Genomic DNA, 17,510 nt, shown 5'->3' on the forward strand with positions numbered 1-17,510 from the left:
ACAACATGACCACAATCGATACCCTGCCGCCCCTGCGCGACGTCATCAACACCCATGATCTCAAAGCCCGCAAATCGCTGGGCCAGAACTTTCTGCTTGATCTGAACCTCACCGCTAAAATCGCGCGGCAGGCAGGGGATATGTCGGGCTGCGATGTGCTTGAAATCGGGCCTGGCCCCGGGGGGCTGACCCGTGGCCTGCTGGCCGAAGGGGCGCGGCGCGTGCTGGCCATCGAAAAAGACAAACGCTGCCTGCCCGCCTTGAACGAGATCGCCGAGGCTTACCCGGGCCGCCTGACAGTGATCGAAGGCGACGCTCTCGAGATCGACCCGCTGGCCTATCTGACCCCGCCGATCCGTATCGCGGCGAACCTGCCCTATAATGTCGGCACGGAACTGCTGGTACGCTGGCTGACCCCTGCGCAATGGCCCCCGTTCTGGGAAAGCCTGACCTTGATGTTCCAACGCGAAGTCGCGGAACGCATCGTGGCCAAGCCGGGTTCCAAAGCCTACGGGCGGCTGGCCTTGCTGGCGCAATGGCGGGCGGATGCGCGGATCGTGATGAACCTCCCCCCCGAGGCCTTTACCCCGCCGCCCAAAGTGTCGTCTGCGGTGGTCCATCTGACTGCTCTGGCAGAGCCGCGTTACCCTGCCGATCCCGCCGTGCTCAGCCGTATTGTGGCGATGGCGTTCAACCAGCGCCGCAAAATGTTGCGCTCGGCGCTCAAAGGCGCGGCACCCGATATCGAGGACCGTTTGATCGCTGCCGGCATCAAACCGACCGAGCGCGCCGAACAAGTCTCGCTTGAAGCGTTCTGTGCGCTGGCCCGCGAGCTGGCCAAACCCTAGGCATCCGAGCATCAGCTTTCGATGGTAAAACGAAAAAGGCCCCGCAAATTGCGAGGCCTTTTCGATAAAATTCAAGGGTGCTTTATTCAGCCGCTTCCGTGTGGTCGCCACCCGCGTCCGGTGACGCGTTCGACGCATCATCAGCCTTGGGCTGTGGTTTGCGACGGGGCGCACGGCGGGGTTTTGGCTTGCTCTCGGGTGTCTCGACCAGATTGCTGTCGCTGTCATCACCAGCTTGCGACGCATCCTCGCCCTGAGGGGCATCGGGTTGCTTGGGGTGGCGGTTGCTGCTGCGGCGGCGTTTTGGCGCGTCGCCACTGTCTTGGGCAGGTTGCTGTCTTTGATCACCGTCACTGGCTTGTGTGCTTGGCTGGTCTGCACCGTTTGCATCGCCCTCATGCGAAGGTCCGCCATTGGCGGCATCGCGTTCCTGACGCTCGGCCCGCTCGCGGTCCCGCTCGGCCTGGCGTTCGCGGTTCTGGCGGTCTTGTTCTTCCTGACGCTCGCGCTGCTGGCGTTCCTGCTCTTCGCGACGCTGGTCCATCTCGCGCTGTGCTTCGGACAGCATGCGCAGATAATGCTCGGCGTGCTGCTGAAAGTTTTCGGCCGCAACGCGGTCATTGCTCAGCTGGGCATCGCGGGCAAGCTGGTTATATTTCTCGATAACCTGCTGCGGCGTGCCGCGCACTTTGCCTTCGGGGCCAGAGCTGTCGAACACGCGGTTCACGACGTTGCCGCCACTTTGCGGTTGGCGGTTGCGACTGTTCTTGGATCGGGAACGTGATCTGGAAGATTTCATGTAATTCGTTCAGCCTTGTTATGCTGTGCTTCGAGAAAGCCGCCGGATGTATTTACATCCTTCAAAAGCGCGCCATACGATATGTTGGGCTTAGCGCCGAGCGGGACCGCCAATGTAGCATCCACCGCTTCAACAAGATTGAATAAGCACGGCTATGAGGTGCGATCAAGCACAAACTGTCAAGAATACGAAAGATCGGGTGGATTTTGGCATTTTCATGCTGGCGTATCGGCCCAAAGGACACGGTCGCGCCCGTCCAGATCGGGCAGCACCCGAACCCGGCCCCATCCGGCGGCTTTGAAAATCCCTGCCACATCCGGGCCTTGCTGCCAGCCGATTTCGGCCAGCACACGGCCGGTGGCGGTCAGATAGCCCTGGGCCTGCGATGCAATCACCCGGTAGGCGCTGAGCCCGTCCAGCCCGTCGGTCAAGGCCATCTCGGGTTCGTGCAGCCGCAATTCGGGCGATACGCCCGCCATTTCGGATTTTGCCAGATAGGGCGGATTGGCGACGATCAGGTCAAACCGGCCGTTCGCCGCCTCGAACCAGTCGGATTTCCGGATGTCTGCCCGCGCATGCACCCCATGCAGCACCGCATTGGCACTGGCTTGCAGGCAGGCCGATTCCGACAGGTCCAGCCCCACGCCATGGGCGTCCTGCTGCTCTGCCAGCAAGGTCACCAGAATGCAGCCCGACCCGGTGCCCAGGTCCAGCACCCGCTCAAAGGGTTCGGACAGGGCCAGCTCGATCAGCGTCTCGGTTTCGGGGCGCGGGTCCAGCACATCGCGGCTGACCTTGAAATCGCGCCCGTAGAACGCGCGTTGGCCGACCAGATGAGACACAGGCACCCGCACAACCCGCAACGCAATCAGGTTCTCATAGCGTTCTGCGATTTCTGGGGCGATTTCTTCGGGCGCGATCAAGGTGACGCGCGATGCGTCCACCGATGCCGCATGGGCCAGCAACAGCCGCGCATCGCGGGCCGGATCAGGCACCCCTGCCGCGCGCAGACGTGCCGCAGCTGATGCCATCGCTTGCGCCGCTGTGGGCGCGCTCACTGGCCCATCTCCGCCATCATGCGGGCTTGGGCATCTGCGGTTAGCGCGTCGATGATTTCGTCCAGATCGCCCTGCAAAATGGCATCAAGGCGGTACAGGGTCAGGTTGATCCGGTGATCGGTCATCCGCCCTTGGGGAAAGTTATAGGTCCTGATCCGCTCAGACCGGTCGCCCGACCCGACTTGCGCCGCCCGATCGGCCGATCGCGCAGTGTCCACGCGCTGACGCTCCGCATCATAGAGCCGCGCTTTGAGCACCTGCATCGCGATCTCGCGGTTGCGGTGCTGGGATTTCTCTGACGACGTGACGACAATGCCGGTGGGGATATGGGTGATCCGCACGGCGGAATCGGTGGTGTTGACGTGCTGGCCCCCTGCCCCCGAACTGCGCATCGTGTCGATCCGCAAATCATTGGGGTCGATGTGAATATCCACATCCTCGGCCTCGGGCAGCACGGCGACAGTTGCCGCCGAGGTGTGAATGCGCCCGCCGCTTTCGGTGGTGGGCACGCGCTGCACACGGTGCACGCCGGATTCGTATTTCAAACGGGCAAAGACATTCTGACCCTTGATATGGGCCACGACTTCCTTGACGCCGCCCAACTCGGTCATCTGCTCTTCGATCAGATCAAACTTCCAGCCCTGCGTTTCGGCATAGCGCTGGTACATGCGCAACAGGTCCGCCGCGAATAACGCAGCCTCGTCACCGCCGGTACCGGGGCGGATCTCCAGCATCGCAGGTTTCGCATCGGCCGCATCCTTGGGCAGCAACGCCAGTTGCAACGATGCTTCGGCTTTGGGCAAGGCTGCCTTCAGGCGGGGCAATTCTTCCTCGGCCAGCTCCGCCATTTCGGGGTCTTTCAGCATGGCCCGCGCGTCGTCCATGTCCTGCAACAGCTGGCGGTATTCCTCAATCTGCTCGACCACAGGGCGCAGGTCGGCATATTCCTTGGCCAGCTTGGCGAAATCGGCACCATCCGACCCGGACGACATCGACGCTTCCAGAAACTGGAAACGTTGGGTGATTTGAGCAAGGCGGTCCATGGGGATCATCGGGTTTCTGTCGCTGATGATCGCGCTATGGTCAAGGGCCGCTGTGTGCTAATATCCAACCTCATGAAACAGATTGCTCTGATATTGGGCCTGTTTGCCCCGCCTGCCGCCGCCCAGTCCACCTATCCCAGCGGAAAGCCGGTCGATTGCTACTGCACCGACACCCAAGGCCAACGGGTCGAACTGGGCGATACCCTCTGCATGGAGGTGGGCGGTCGGCAGTTTCTTGCGCAATGCCAGATGTCGCTCAACGTGCCGATGTGGCGCGAGGTGCAACAAGGCTGCCAGACCTCAAGGCTGGACCGCGACCCCGATGGACGCCAGAACCTGTTTAAGCCGTTTCCGGTTCACGCCCATATCTGACCGGCCAAACCGCAACCGGCTGAAAAACGTTAAACGGGTCTGGTCGTCCGAAACAGCAACCGTGGTGTAATCGGGAAACCCCCAAAGCAGCGAACGGGTCACGTAAATCTGCTGGCCTGCCACCTCGCCCAGCTTCTGGCTCCGTGGCTGCGCCAGTATCGCGGCCTCAAATGCCTCCAGCACGGGCTTGGGGTCCTGATCAACCGCGGCCACAACCCTGAAACCACCCTCCGTCGGATAGGCCCCCGGCGCATCGGCATTGGCATCCACGGTCCAGTTCGCCGCGTCACTGGGGGCAAAGCGCACATAGGCCTGCACCCCGACAAACACCAAAACCACGACCCAAAAGAAACCCATCATTCGCTTACCCTTCATTTGGCCAAATAAACTCCCCGCGGAGCGTCCGCCGGATCAGCGATACGCAACGCCGGGCAGGATACACATGATTTCAAACAGGATATTCGCCCCTGTCAGCGCCGTGTTCCCCGATGTGTCATAGGGCGGCGATACTTCAACCAGATCGGCCCCCACGACGTTCAACCCCTTGAGCGCACGCAAAAGCTCCAGCGCCTGCGGCGTGGTTAGGCCGCCGATTTCAGGCGTGCCGGTACCCGGTGCATAGGCCGGATCAAGGCTGTCGATGTCATAGGTGATATAGACCGGTGCATCGCCGATATCGCGCCGGATTTCCGCCCCCAGGGGCGACAGGCTGCGGTGCCACAGCTCATGTGCGGGGAACTGCTGGAACCCCCAACCGGCGGCTTCGGTGAAGTCATCGGCCCCGTAACCCGACCCGCGAAGGCCGATTTGATAGGTCTTCTCCGAGTTTATCAGACCTTCTTCATAGGCGCGGCGAAAGACGGTGCCGTGGGTTTCGCGCTCTCCGAACATCTCGTCGTTGACGTCTGCATGGGCATCCACATGGACAAGGGCCAGCGGCCCGTGCCGTTTCGCCATTGCCCGCAGGATCGGCAGGGTGATCGAATGATCGCCCCCGATTGCCAGCGGCATCGCGTCATACTTCAAGATCGCGTCGTAACTCTCTTGAATGATTGATAAACTATCTGAAAGGGAAAATGTGTTGATCGCCAGATCACCAATATCAGCGACCTGCAGCCCGTCAAAAGGTGCCGCCCCTGTGGCCAGATTATAGGGCCGCAGCATCGCGCTCTCGGCGCGGACCTGTTTTGGGCCAAAGCGCGTGCCGGACCGCCACGAGGTGCCGATATCCAGTGGAATACCCAGCACCGCGACGTCCAACCCCTTGAGGTCACTTGCCGACGGCAAGCGCATAAACGTGTTGGGCCCCGAAAACCGCGCCAGATCATTGCCGCTGATGGGTTGGTTTTTCTTGCTCATGTGTTTCGCATTCTCCATCCCAACAGGCACAGGATTTCTGTCGCCACATGTGCGCCCGCGATTGCCGTGGCCCCGGTGGTGTCAAAGGGGGGTGAGACTTCGACAATGTCGCCACCGACGATGTTGATCCCCGCCAGATCACGCATCATGATCGCGCATTGCGCCGATGTCAGCCCGCCCCAAACCGGCGTGCCGGTACCGGGCGCAAAGGCCGGATCAAGGGCGTCGATGTCAAAGGTCAGATAACAGGGCCGGTCGCCAAGCACCTGTTTGATCTTGGCCACTGCCGCTTGCGGGCCTTTCTCATGGACTTCGCGGGCGTCGATCGTCGTGACCCCCAAAGTGTCCGGATTGGTCGTCCTGATGCCGACCTGAACGGAAGTGTGCGGATCAACAATGCCGGATTTGACCGCCTTGTAGAACATCGTGCCGTGGTCGATCCGGTCCATGTCATCATCGGGCCATGTGTCGGAATGCGCATCGAATTGCAGCAGGCTGATCGGCCCGTATTTTTCGGCATAGGCCTTGAGGATCGGGAAGCTGATGTAATGATCACCCCCCAGCACCACACTTGCGGCACCTGCGTCCAGTATTCCCTTGATATGTTTGGTCAAAGCGGCAGGAAACTGGCTGGTGTGCCCGTAATCAAACGCCAGATCGCCATAATCGGCGATGGCAAATTCGCTCAGCACGTCGAAATCCCAACCATAGGGCGGATCATAGGGCTGCAAGCTGGATGCCTCGCGGATCGCGCGCGGGCCAAGGCGGGTGCCGGTGCGGTTGGTCACGGCTTGGTCAAACGGCACGCCGGTCACGGCGATGTCAACGCCGCGCAGGTCTTTGGTATAGCGCCGGCGCAGAAATGACGTCGCCCCGCCAAAGGCGTTCTCAAAGCTTGGTCCCTTTAGCTCCTCGCGGGTAAAGGCCTGATCGACTTGGGTTTTTGCGTCTTCTAGTGCCATTAGTGACCTGCCGTCGGTTGAAGCTGTTCGACCAGCTGCACAAAGAACGACGCCCCAACGGGGGCAACATCATCGTTGAAGTTGAATTTCGGATGGTGAAGCCCCGCTCCCTCGCCAGCGCCCAAGAACAGATAGGCACCGGGGCGTTCTTCCAGCATATAGGCAAAATCCTCGGCACCGGCGACGCGGGGGAATTCCGCATCGACATTTGCATCGCCCACGACGCTGCGGGCCACATCGGCGGCCAGCGCAGTTTGCTCGGGGGCGTTCACGGTGCTGGGATACCCTTCTTCGTAGTCGAGCGTTGCGGTCACGCCGTAACTTGCCGCCTGCCCCTGAATGATCGCTTCCATCCGCGTGCGGATCAGCGTTTGCACCTCCTTGTCAAAGGTCCGCACGGTCCCGTTGATCATCGCGGTATCGGGGATGATGTTGCTAGCCGATCCGGTGTGGATCTGCGTCACCGAAATCACATGTTCCTGCGCCGACAGAACGTTCCGGCTGGAAATCGTCTGGATCGCCTGCACGATGCCGCAGGCGGCAACGACCGGATCGGCAGTTTCATGCGGCATGGCCCCATGGCCGCCGCGCCCGTTGATCTGGATGGTAAAGGAATCAACCGCCGCCATGATCGGCCCCGGCGTGGTGAAAAACGCCCCGAATTCGGCCCCGGGCATGTTGTGGATGCCGTAGACCTGCGCGATGTCGAAACGGTCCATCATCCCTTCGGCACACATCACCTGCGCGCCGCCGCCGTCTTCTTCGGCAGGTTGGAAAATCAGCGCCACACGGCCCGCGAAGTTGCGCGTCTCGACCATGTATTTGGCGGCCCCCAGCAGCATCGCCGTATGGCCGTCATGGCCGCAGGCGTGCATTTTGCCTGCATGCGTCGACGCGTATTCGACGCCGGTTTCCTCAAGGATCGGCAGCGCGTCAAAATCTGCGCGCAACCCGATCGTGGGGCCGTCGCCATTGCCGTTGATGATCGCCACAATGCCGGTCTGCGCGATGCCTTCGTGAATTTCGTCGACGCCGAATTCTTGCAGCCGTTCCTTGATAAAGGCGGCGGTCTTGGGGCAGTCAAAGCCCAGTTCAGGGATCGTGTGCAGATGTCTGCGCCATTCGGTCATCAAAGGGGCAAAATCGGCGATGCGGTTGACGACGGGCATTGGGTGGACTCCTGCATATATCTTGGTCAGGTTGCATCTGACACCAGACACAAGGGCGCTGCAATGGGCGAGAAGACGAAAGATGCATTGATCCACGATCAAAGCGCGGGAATTGAGCGGTTGTTGGAGATCATGCGCCGTTTGCGGGATCCCGAAACCGGATGCCCGTGGGACATCGAGCAGGATTTCGCCAGCATCGCACCCTATACCATTGAAGAAGCTTACGAAGTTGCCGATGCGATTGAACGCGGCGACTGGACCGAGCTTGAGGGCGAATTGGGCGATCTGCTGCTGCAAACCGTCTATCACACCGCGATGGGCGAAGAAGACGGGCATTTCACCTTTCAATCGGTGGTGCGCAACATCAGCGACAAGATGGTCGCGCGGCATCCGCATGTGTTTGGTGATGAATCGCGCGACAAATCAGCCGATCAGCAAACCGCTGATTGGGAAAAGATCAAGGCGGCTGAACGCGCGGACAAGGCCCAAGGCGGCGCGCTGGACGGGGTTGCCGTGGGCCTGCCCGCCCTGCTGCGCGCCTACAAGCTGCAAAAACGGGCGGCGCGTGTGGGGTTTGACTGGCCCGATACCGGCGATGTCGTCGCCAAAATAGCCGAGGAAGCCGCCGAACTGGTCGAAGCCCGCGATACCCTGACCCAGGCCGAGGTAGAAGAGGAATTCGGCGATCTGATGTTCGTGATGGCCAATCTGGGGCGGCATCTGGGCCTTGACCCCGAAGCGGCCCTGCGCAGTGCCAATGCCAAGTTCATCCGCCGCTTTGAAGGGGTCGAGGCGCGGTTGGCTGACATCGGGAAAACCCCCGCAGAAAGCGATCTGGCCGAGATGGATGCGCTGTGGGATGCGGTGAAACGGGCGGAACGCAGCTAGTCCAACCGCTGTCTGCTGGACAAGCGGCACGGCATGCGGCAAGGCAATGAACCAGGCACGACAGGAGAGTTAACCATGACACCGCGCAAGATTATCATCGATACCGATCCCGGTCAGGACGATGCGGTTGCGATCCTGCTGGCGCTGGCCAGCCCCGAAGATATCGAGGTGTTGGGCATCACCTGCGTCGCGGGCAACGTGCCGCTTGATCTGACCACACGCAATGCGCGGATCGTGTGTGAACTGGCGGGCAAGACCGATGTAAAGGTGTTTGCCGGTTGCGACCGCCCCTTGGGCCGCGAACTGGTCACGGCGGAACATGTGCATGGCAAAACCGGCCTTAATGGCCCCGATCTGCCCGAACCCACGATGCCGCTGCAAGACGGTCACGCGGTTGATTTCATCATTGATACCTTGCGCGATCATGCCCCCGGCACCGTGACGCTTTGCCCGCTGGGGCCGCTGACCAACATTGCCACAGCGCTGGAGAAAGCCCCCGATATCGCCAATCGCATCGCCAAGATCGTGCTGATGGGCGGCGGCTATTTCGAGGGGGGCAATATTACGCCCGTTGCCGAGTTCAACATTTACGTTGACCCGCAAGCTGCTGATATTGTTTTTAAATCCGGCGTTCCAATCGTGATCATGCCGCTGGATGTCACCCACAAGGCGCTGGTCACCGCCGCGCGCAACGATGCATTCCGCAACATCGGCAGCCCCGTTGGCGTCGCCGTGGCGCAGATGACCGAATTCTTTGAGCGGTTCGACAAGGAAAAATACGGCTCCGAAGGGGCCCCTTTGCATGATCCTTGCGTGACCGCCTATCTGATCCGGCCCGATCTGTTCACGGGCCGCCACATCAATGTCGAGATCGAAACCCAGTCCGAGCTGACAATGGGCATGACCGTTGCTGATTGGTGGGGTGTGACCGACCGTGCGCCCAATGCGACCTTTATGGGCGATATCGACGCCGACGGGTTTTTCAGCCTGTTGACCGAACGGCTGGCCCGGTTATGAGCGCCGCCTTTACCCTTGCCAGGCCAGAGCATCTGGAGCAGTTGATCGCACTTGTCGCGGCCTTTCACGCCGAGACAGGGATCACCCAAACAGACGAGGCGCGCCGCAACGGTCTTGCCCCGCTGCTGGACGGTATCCCCCACGGGGTTGCTTATTTGATCGGCCCTGCCCGTGCGCCCATCGGGTATGTCATCATCACTTTTGGCTGGTCGGTGGAATTTGGCGGGCTGGATGCGATTGTCGATGAAATCTATGTCCGGCCCGGTGTGCGCGGCCGCGGGATCGCCTCCGAGGCACTGTTGACCCTGCCCAATGCACTGTCCGGTGGCGGCGTAAAGGCCATGCATCTTGAGGTGGATAAGACCAACGAGAAGGCGCAAAAGCTTTATTCCCGCGCCGGGTTCAAACCCCGTGACAATTACATGTTCATGACCCGCAAGCTGTGATCGGGCTGGCGAAACGGGCCATCGGCCCCTATATCTGACCCATGAAAATCAGCGCCCCCTTTGATAACAGCTTTGCCGCATTGCCGGCCGGCTTTTATACCCGCATCGCCCCGACCCCTGTGGCCGACCCCAAGCTGCTGGCGTTCAACGCCGGTCTGGCGCAAATCCTTGGTCTTGCCGAGGCCGGGTCCGATGATCTGGCCGCTACCTTTGGCGGCAATGACCTGCCGCAAGGGGCTGACCCGTTGGCGCAGCTTTACGCGGGGCACCAGTTTGGCAATTACAACCCGCAGCTTGGCGATGGCCGTGCGATCCTGCTGGGCGAAGTCATAGACAGCACCGGCCAACGGCGCGATATCCAGCTAAAAGGGTCCGGTCCGACACCCTATTCGCGCGGCGGTGACGGAAGGGCATGGCTGGGCCCTGTGTTGCGCGAATATGTGGTGTCCGAGGCGATGCACGCCCTTGGCATCCCCACGACCCGCGCCTTGGCCGCTGTCGCCACGGGCGAGGATATCTACCGCGAAACCGCCCTGCCCGGTGCCGTGCTGACCCGCGTTGCCGCCAGCCATCTGCGCGTCGGCACGTTTCAGGTCTATGCCCATCGCGGCGAGGTTGAAAACCTCCGCACGCTTACCGATTATGCCATCAAACGTCACTATCCGCAGGCCGACGGGCCTATGGGGCTGCTGCGCGCCGTTTCTGCTGCGCAGGCCGATCTGATCGCGGCGTGGATGTCTGTGGGGTTCATCCACGGGGTGATGAACACCGATAATTGCTCCATCTCGGGCGAGACGATTGATTACGGCCCCTGTGCTTTCATGGATGCGTTTCACGCCAACCGCGTGTTCAGCTCGATCGACCGTCAGGGGCGCTATGCGTTCTCCAACCAGCCGCAAATCGCGGTGTGGAACATGGCGCAGCTAGCCACCGCGCTGATCCAGCAGATGGAGGCGGCAGACGACGCCATCGCCGAGGCAACCGAGATCGTGCACGCCATGCCCGACCAGATCGAGGCGGCCTGGCTGAAACGGTTCGGTGCGAAAATCGGCATTTCCGAAGCGCAGCCCGAAGACGCCGCCTTGATCGATGACCTGCTGGCGTTGATGCAACAGAACGGCGCGGATTTCACCAATGCGTTCCGCGCGTTGGGAACCGATACGGCGCAGGACCAGTTCACCGACCGCGACGGTTTTGCCGCGTGGCAGTCCAGATGGCAGGCGCGTATTGCGTCGCAACCGGATGCGCAGGCCGTGATGGCGGCGGCAAACCCAGCGATCATCCCGCGCAATCACCGGATCGAACATATGATCGAGGCTGCGGTCGCTGGCGACATGGCCCCGTTCAATCGGCTGATGACCGCACTGGCGACACCGTTCGAGGCGACGGACCCCGATCTGCACCGTCCGCCGACAGATCAGGAAATCGTGCCCGCGACCTTTTGCGGGACCTAGGCGTTTGGCAGGCGGGGCTTTCGGTTGATCAGGTAAATGCCCGCCGCCACCAACACCAAGGCAGCCCAGACCGACCATGCGACATGCTCGGACAGCAACAGCCACCCCAAGATCACCGAAAACACCGGTGACAGAAAGCTGAACGATGCCACGGTCGATGCGGGATAGACCGACATGAGCCAGAACCATGCCAGAAACCCAAGGCTGGCGACAGCGATGATCTGAAACCCCAGACCCGCCAGATGGATCATCTGGACATCGCGGATCAAAGGGCCGAACAGCGGGGCGATCAGCACCAGAATGGGCCCGGAAATCGCAACCTGGCACATCAGCTGCTGCGCAGGCGGGACCTTTTCCAGCGGGGTGACCCGCACCAGCAACGCGATCCCTGCCCAACAGAACGCCGATGTCAGCGCCAGTATATCCCCTGTCCAGCTGACATGCCCGCCACTGCGGTCGCTCAGCGCCAGCGCCACGCCGGACATCGCCATCCCAAGCCCGATGATCTTGAGCCGGGTCAGGCGTTCACCGGGGATCAGGAAATTCGCGGCAATCGTCAGCCAAACCGGCATGGAATAGAAAATAATCGACGCCCGGCTGACGGTGGTGCCATCCAGCGCCATGAAAAGGCAGGTGAACTCAAAGGTGAACAGCAACCCCGATACGACAGCCCAGCCGCGCGCCGCGCGGGGAAAGGCAAAACTGACACCCCGCAGTTTCATCCAGATCACCAAAATCACAATCGCCCCAAGCGACCGCAGCCCCGCCGCAAACACCGGATTGAACCCGCCATTCGTGACTTTGATCACCACCTGGTTAAAGGCAAGGTTGAGGGCGAAAGCGATCAGCGCGATGGCCCCGAATGTGTCTATCTGAGATTTGCGTTCCATGCCTCACAAACCCGTGTTGCTTGCTGCTTGTCAATCGCATAAAGCCGCCGAGCTTTGGGCCGCAGGTCTATATTAGGTTGTGCCGCCCCCTCATTTGCAACACAGTCTGCGCATAATTTACCAACGGGGATTTTGAAAATGAGCTTGATGAAAACACTGGCCAAGGTGGCGATTGGCGTTGCCGTGGCCAAAGGTGCCAGCGCGATGATGAAGAAAAGCAGCGGCGGATCGCAAAACGCGGGCAGCGCGGGCGGCCTTGGCGGTTTGCTGGGCGGTCTGACAGGTGGTGCGTCGGGCGGCACGGGGACTGCGGGCGGCGGATTGCAAGACATGCTGGGCGGTTTGATGGGCGGCAGCGCCGGATCAAGCGGCGGCTTGGGCGGATTGCTGAACCAGCTTGGCGGCAGTTCCGGTGCCTCTGGTGGTGGTTTGGGTGGTTTGTTGAACCAGTTGGGCGGCGCTGGCGGGTCTGCCGCATCTGGCGGTGGTCTGGGCGGATTGCTGGGCGGTCTGGCGGGTGCTGCGGGTGCTGGCGGTCTGCTGGCGGGGCTTGGCGGCTCAACCAGCGGTAAACCGGAACGCGAGGAAGCCGATTTCGGTGCTGTGCTGAATTCTCAGTTTGATGCCAATGCCACCCCCGCGATCCAGCCGTCGCAGGATCAGGAAGTTCTGGCCGCATTGATGATTGCCGCGATGATTCAGGCCGCGAAATCCGATGGTACCTTTGACGAGGCCGAGCGCGAGAAGCTGCTTAGCCATCTTGGCGATGTCGATGCCGAGGAAGCGGCCTTTGTGCAGGCGCGTATGGAAGCACCCGTTGATATTGACGGATTGGTTGCCCAGACCCCCGATGGCATGGCCGCGCAGGTTTATGCCATGTCCCTGCTCGCCATTGATCTCGATACCCAAGACGAGGCGCAATATCTGCACCAGCTGGCCAAGGGGTATGGGATGGCACCGGCTGCGGTGAATGAAATTCACGCGCAAATGGGTGTGCCGTCGCTGTATACCTGATCCGCTAGAACCGAATTAAAACGCGGGTGAAAGCCTGGGCCTGAAACGGCTCAGGCTTTTGCTTTTTTCTGCTGCTTTTCCTTGGCGATGACATGTTCGGCCAGATCGCGGGCAATGGCAAAGGCCCCTTTGATCTTGTCCGTATCCGTCGCCCAATCGCGTTTCACCACGATCTTGTTATCCTTGACCTTGGCCAAGCCACGCTGGTTTTGGATAAAGGTCACCAACCCCTCGGGCGAGGCGAATTTGTCGTTGTGGAACTGGATCGTCACGCCTTTTGGCCCGCCGTCCAGCTTGGCAATCCCTGCCCGTTTGCACATCGCCTTGATGCGGATCACGAGGATCAGCGTGTTGACCTCGCGCGGGAGCTTGCCAAAGCGGTCGATCAGCTCGGCGGCAAAGCCTTCGAGTTCGACCTTGGTGGTCAGGCCCGACAGGCGGCGGTAGAGCCCCAGACGCACATCAAGGTCAGGCACATAGGTTTCGGGGATCAGCACAGGCACGCCCAGATTGATCTGCGGTGCCCATTGGCCGTCATCTTCGATCACGCCTTCCAGCTCGCCCGCCTTGATCTTGGCAATCGCGTCTTCCAGCATGGATTGGTACAGCTCAAAGCCGACATCGCGCATCTGGCCGGATTGTTCTTCGCCCAGCAGGTTGCCCGCGCCGCGAATGTCCAGATCCTGCGACGCCAGCGTGAACCCTGCCCCCAGCGTATCGAGACTGCCCAACACCCGCAGACGCTTTTCGGCGGTGGCGGTCAGTTTGGCGCGCGGTTTGGTGGTCAGATAGGCATAGGCGCGGGTTTTTGAGCGCCCGACACGGCCGCGGATCTGATAAAGCTGCGCCAGACCGAACATATCGGCGCGGTGCACGATCATGGTGTTGGCGGTCGGAATATCCAGACCGGATTCAACAATCGTTGTGGCCAGCAGGATGTCGTACTTGCCGTCGTAAAACGCGTTCATGCGGTCATCCAGCTCGCCCGCAGCCATCTGGCCATGGGCGACCAGATAGGTCAGTTCGGGCAGTTGTTCCTTCAGGAAGGCCTCAATCTCGGGCAGATCGCTGATGCGGGGCACCACGTAGAATGACTGCCCGCCGCGATAATGTTCGCGCAACAGCGCCTCGCGCAGGGTGACGCTGTCGAATTCGCTGACATAGGTGCGGATCGCCAGACGGTCCACGGGCGGTGTGCCGATGATCGACAGATCACGCACGCCCGTCAGGCTCAGCTGCAAGGTGCGCGGGATCGGGGTCGCGGTCAGGGTCAGCACGTGGATATCGGTGCGCATCGCCTTGAGGCGTTCCTTGTGACCCACGCCGAAATGCTGTTCTTCGTCGATGATCAACAGGCCGAGGTTGTTGAATTTGATGTTCTTTGCCAGCAGCGCGTGGGTGCCGATCACCACATCAACGGTGCCCTTGGCCATGCCTTCGCGGGTGGCATTGGCGTCTTTGGCCGACACAAAACGCGACAGTTGGCGGACCTCGAGCGGGAAGCCGCGGAACCGTTCGGCAAAGGATTTATAGTGCTGCCGCGCCAGCAAGGTCGTGGGGGCAATCACCGCGACCTGCAAGCCCGACATTGCGGCCACGAAAGCAGCACGCATCGCGACCTCGGTCTTGCCAAAGCCGACATCGCCGCAAATCAGACGGTCCATCGGATTGCCGGATGTCAGATCGTCGATCACATCGTTGATGGCAGACATCTGGTCGTCGGTTTCGGTATAGGGGAAGCGCGCGGAAAACGCGTCCCACATGCCCGGAGGCGGGTCCATGATCGGGGCGCGGCGCAAGGCGCGTTCGGCAGCAATCCGGATCAGCTTGTCCGCCATCTCGCGGATGCGTTCCTTGAGCTTGGCTTTCTTCGACTGCCACGCGCCGCCCCCCAGCTTGTCCAGCAGACCTTCGTCATGGCCGTATTTCGACAGCAGTTCGATGTTTTCGACCGGCAGGTACAGCTTTGAATTCTCTGCATATTCCAGCAGCAGACATTCATGGGCGGCACCAGCGGCGGTGATGACCTCCATCCCCAGATAGCGGCCAATGCCGTGGTCGACATGCACCACCAGATCGCCCGGTGTCAGCGATTGGGTTTCGGTCAGGAAGTTCTCGGCGCGGCGTTTGCGTTTGGTGGCCCGGATCAGACGGTCGCCCAAGATGTCTTGTTCCGAGATGACGGTGAGCTTGCTTTTCTCAGCCGCCAATGGGGCCTCGAACCCGTGTTCCAGCGCCCAGACCGCCAGATGCAACCCGCGTTTGCCGATCCGCGTGCCATTTTTGATGGCAATGGTTTCGCCCATGCCTTCGTCTTCGATCAATCCGGTCAGCCGTTCCCGCGCACCTTCGGAATAGCTGGCAATGACAACGGGGCCTTCGTTCAGTTTCACCTTAAGATGTTTGGCCAAAGCCCCGAAAAGGCTGATAGATTCCTGTTGGCGTTCAGGCGCGAAATCACGGCCGATACGGCCGCCTGCATCCAGAACATTCGGGCCTGTGGGCTGCGGCAAGGGCTTGAACTGGATCACCCGCTTGCCAATCAGCGCCTGTTCCCATGCGGTGTCGGTCAGATACAGACCTTCGGGCGGCGCGGGTTTGTACACGCTGTCCATCTTGGAGCGGTTCGCCATCGCAAGGCGGCGGGTCTCGTACTGGTCGGCGATGCTGTCCCACCGCGACAAACGCTGTGCGGTGACCTGATCATCCAGCGTGACGCTGGCCTTGGGCAGATAATCAAAGATGGTTTCCAGTTCTTCGTGGAAAAACGACATCCAATGTTCGGCACCTTGATGTTTGCGCCCCGCGCTGATGGCCTCGTAAAGCGGATCATCCGTACCCGCCGCCCCGAATTCGATGCGGTAATTCTGGCGAAACCGCGTGATCGCCGCCTCGTCCAGAATGACTTCGCTCACGGGGGCCAGTTCGACCAGATCCAGCTTTTCGGTGGTGCGTTGGGTCAGCGGGTCAAAACGGCGCGCGCCATCCAGCGTGTCGCCGAACAGATCCAGCCGCACGGGGCCCAGATCACCGGGCGGGTAAATGTCGATGATCCCGCCCCGGATCGCATAATCACCGGGTTCGGTCACTGTTGGGCTTTGGACAAAACCCATACGCACCAGAAAATTGCGCAAGGCTGCTTCGTCGATGCGGTCGCCGACACGGGCGGCAAAGGCGGCATCGCGCAGAATGGCGCGCGCGGGCACCCGCTGGGTCGCCGCATTTAACGTGGTCAGCAGGATAAACTGGTCGGGCATCCCATGCGCCAACCCCGCCAGCGTCGCCATGCGCTGCGCCGAGATATCGGCATTGGGTGACACGCGGTCATAGGGCAGACAATCCCAGCCGGGAAAGGTGATGACCGGCATATCGGGCGCAAAGAACCGCAGCGCGGATTGCATCGCGGCCATACGTTTGTCATCGCGCGCCACATGGATCACGGGGCGCTTGTTTTTGGTCAGCTCGTCCAGCAACGCGCGGGCATCAAAGCCTTCGGGCACGCCGGACAGCGTTATCTGAGTGGTATTTGACATGAGATGTCACTTGATCCTCGGGCGGGTTTTGTCAACCGCCGAACGGACCCACATAGAGGTTTTGATACATCCCCCAGATCGAGGTGACGAAAATCGAAACGATCCCGATCATCTGGGTATAAAGCCGGTGCCGCGTCAGACGCCGGTAGAGCAGATCACCCGTGGCCGATTCCTCGTGGATTTGCTGGGCTGTCGACACGCTCAGCACCCCGACAAGGCACAGCGGAAAGGCCAAGAGCAGCACCGCTTGTGCGAATTCAAAGTGATAAAACACGGCCAAGGTGAACAGCATGGTCAGGAAAAAGCAGCTAAAGCCCAAAATCCACATGCCCGACACCTGCGTGATATACAGCAAACGGTTCACGTTGATGCGGACCATGTCCTCAAGATCGATCTGGGCCTGTTCGCCCTGACGGCGCGCGCGCAGCACCATGTCATAGGGCACACCCAGCACCCAATGGCTGGCAGAGGACCAGATAACCGCCAGCGCGATCCAGAACCAAAGGTTCGAGAACGACCGCATGTCGATCACTTCTAAAATTGTTTGGTATAAATCCAAGGAGTGCCTGTCTTTGATCGTGAAATTTTATAGCAGCGGCGCATAGCAATACAACCTACGTCCGTGATAACGGGGCGTTTCACCAATTCCTAGCCTTGA

The 17,510-nt window shown here is 60.7% G+C and carries 17 protein-coding genes; 7 read left to right on the forward strand and 10 right to left on the reverse strand.

The features are described from left to right. Positions 1 to 5 precede the first annotated feature (5 nt). Positions 6 to 848, forward strand: coding sequence for a 16S rRNA (adenine(1518)-N(6)/adenine(1519)-N(6))-dimethyltransferase RsmA (gene rsmA / locus HGT1_RS10210; RefSeq protein ID WP_176249843.1), 843 nt, complete (start codon positions 6 to 8; stop codon positions 846 to 848). An 82-nt stretch (positions 849 to 930) separates the two neighbouring features. Here the strand turns inward: rsmA and HGT1_RS10215 are convergent, their stop codons facing one another. The 3 genes from HGT1_RS10215 to prfA form a co-directional block, all read right to left on the reverse strand. Beyond that, the gene (locus HGT1_RS10215) at positions 931 to 1,647 is read right to left on the reverse strand and encodes a DUF4167 domain-containing protein (RefSeq protein WP_176249844.1); all 717 of its coding nucleotides are present in this window, start codon (positions 1,645 to 1,647) and stop codon (positions 931 to 933) included. Positions 1,648 to 1,862: 215 nt separating this feature from the next. Then, the gene (gene prmC, locus HGT1_RS10220) at positions 1,863 to 2,705 is read right to left on the reverse strand and encodes a peptide chain release factor N(5)-glutamine methyltransferase (RefSeq protein WP_176249845.1); all 843 of its coding nucleotides are present in this window, start codon (positions 2,703 to 2,705) and stop codon (positions 1,863 to 1,865) included. Next, entirely contained in the window at positions 2,702 to 3,757 is a 1,056-nt protein-coding gene (gene prfA, locus HGT1_RS10225) for a peptide chain release factor 1 (protein WP_176249846.1), read from the reverse strand. Before prfA ends, prmC begins: the two co-directional genes overlap by 4 nt. Positions 3,758 to 3,820: 63 nt before the next feature. On the opposite strand from prfA, the gene HGT1_RS10230 reads away from it, so the two are divergent. Next, positions 3,821 to 4,120, forward strand: coding sequence for a hypothetical protein (locus HGT1_RS10230; protein ID WP_176249847.1), 300 nt, complete (start codon positions 3,821 to 3,823; stop codon positions 4,118 to 4,120). Here the strand turns inward: HGT1_RS10230 and HGT1_RS10235 are convergent. From HGT1_RS10235 to HGT1_RS10250, 4 genes are read right to left on the reverse strand one after another with little or no spacing between them, the layout of a single operon-like run. Beyond that, on the reverse strand, positions 4,049 to 4,480 hold the full coding sequence (locus tag HGT1_RS10235; RefSeq protein ID WP_176249848.1) for a DUF1499 domain-containing protein: 432 nt from the start codon (positions 4,478 to 4,480) through the stop codon (positions 4,049 to 4,051). The genes HGT1_RS10230 and HGT1_RS10235 overlap by 72 nt on opposite strands. Before the next feature lie 51 nt (positions 4,481 to 4,531). Further along, positions 4,532 to 5,479, reverse strand: a complete 948-nt coding sequence (speB, locus tag HGT1_RS10240; protein WP_176249849.1) for an agmatinase — start codon at positions 5,477 to 5,479, stop codon at positions 4,532 to 4,534. Continuing rightward, complete coding sequence (speB, locus tag HGT1_RS10245; protein ID WP_176249850.1) at positions 5,476 to 6,441, reverse strand: agmatinase; 966 nt, start codon at positions 6,439 to 6,441, stop codon at positions 5,476 to 5,478. Before speB (HGT1_RS10245) ends, speB (HGT1_RS10240) begins: the two co-directional genes overlap by 4 nt. Beyond that, positions 6,441 to 7,610 carry a M20 aminoacylase family protein gene (locus HGT1_RS10250; RefSeq protein ID WP_176249851.1) on the reverse strand — a complete coding sequence of 390 codons (1,170 nt, stop codon included), beginning with the start codon at positions 7,608 to 7,610 and terminating at the stop codon, positions 6,441 to 6,443. The genes speB (HGT1_RS10245) and HGT1_RS10250 overlap by 1 nt, the downstream gene beginning before the upstream one ends. A gap of 63 nt (positions 7,611 to 7,673) precedes the next feature. On the opposite strand from HGT1_RS10250, the gene mazG reads away from it, so the two are divergent. The 4 genes from mazG (at position 7,674) to HGT1_RS10270 (ending at position 11,415) form a co-directional block, all read left to right on the forward strand. Then, a complete protein-coding gene (gene mazG / locus HGT1_RS10255) occupies positions 7,674 to 8,498 on the forward strand; it encodes a nucleoside triphosphate pyrophosphohydrolase (RefSeq protein ID WP_176249852.1) in 825 nt (274 codons plus the stop codon). Positions 8,499 to 8,573: 75 nt separating this feature from the next. Beyond that, complete coding sequence (locus tag HGT1_RS10260; RefSeq protein WP_176249853.1) at positions 8,574 to 9,515, forward strand: nucleoside hydrolase; 942 nt, start codon at positions 8,574 to 8,576, stop codon at positions 9,513 to 9,515. Next, positions 9,512 to 9,961, forward strand: a complete 450-nt coding sequence (locus HGT1_RS10265) for a GNAT family N-acetyltransferase (protein WP_176249854.1) — start codon at positions 9,512 to 9,514, stop codon at positions 9,959 to 9,961. Before HGT1_RS10260 ends, HGT1_RS10265 begins: the two co-directional genes overlap by 4 nt. 41 nt (positions 9,962 to 10,002) lie before the next feature. After that, positions 10,003 to 11,415, forward strand: a complete 1,413-nt coding sequence (locus tag HGT1_RS10270) for a YdiU family protein (RefSeq protein ID WP_176249855.1) — start codon at positions 10,003 to 10,005, stop codon at positions 11,413 to 11,415. Here the strand turns inward: HGT1_RS10270 and HGT1_RS10275 are convergent. After that, positions 11,412 to 12,305, reverse strand: coding sequence for a DMT family transporter (locus HGT1_RS10275; RefSeq protein ID WP_176249856.1), 894 nt, complete (start codon positions 12,303 to 12,305; stop codon positions 11,412 to 11,414). The two genes, HGT1_RS10270 and HGT1_RS10275, sit on opposite strands and share 4 nt — an antisense overlap. A gap of 138 nt (positions 12,306 to 12,443) precedes the next feature. On the opposite strand from HGT1_RS10275, the gene HGT1_RS10280 reads away from it, so the two are divergent. Further along, positions 12,444 to 13,319, forward strand: a complete 876-nt coding sequence (locus HGT1_RS10280; protein ID WP_176249857.1) for a DUF533 domain-containing protein — start codon at positions 12,444 to 12,446, stop codon at positions 13,317 to 13,319. Between the two features lie 50 nt (positions 13,320 to 13,369). Here HGT1_RS10280 and mfd read toward each other — a convergent pair whose 3' ends face one another. After that, positions 13,370 to 16,852 carry a transcription-repair coupling factor gene (mfd, locus tag HGT1_RS10285; protein ID WP_176249858.1) on the reverse strand — a complete coding sequence of 1,161 codons (3,483 nt, stop codon included), beginning with the start codon at positions 16,850 to 16,852 and terminating at the stop codon, positions 13,370 to 13,372. Positions 16,853 to 16,883: 31 nt separating this feature from the next. Beyond that, the gene (locus HGT1_RS10290; RefSeq protein ID WP_176249859.1) at positions 16,884 to 17,411 is read right to left on the reverse strand and encodes a component of SufBCD complex; all 528 of its coding nucleotides are present in this window, start codon (positions 17,409 to 17,411) and stop codon (positions 16,884 to 16,886) included. Between the last annotated feature and the right edge of the window lie 99 nt (positions 17,412 to 17,510).

It is taken from the genome of Sulfitobacter sp. HGT1 (assembly GCF_013282155.1).
Lineage (GTDB): Bacteria > Pseudomonadota > Alphaproteobacteria > Rhodobacterales > Rhodobacteraceae > Sulfitobacter.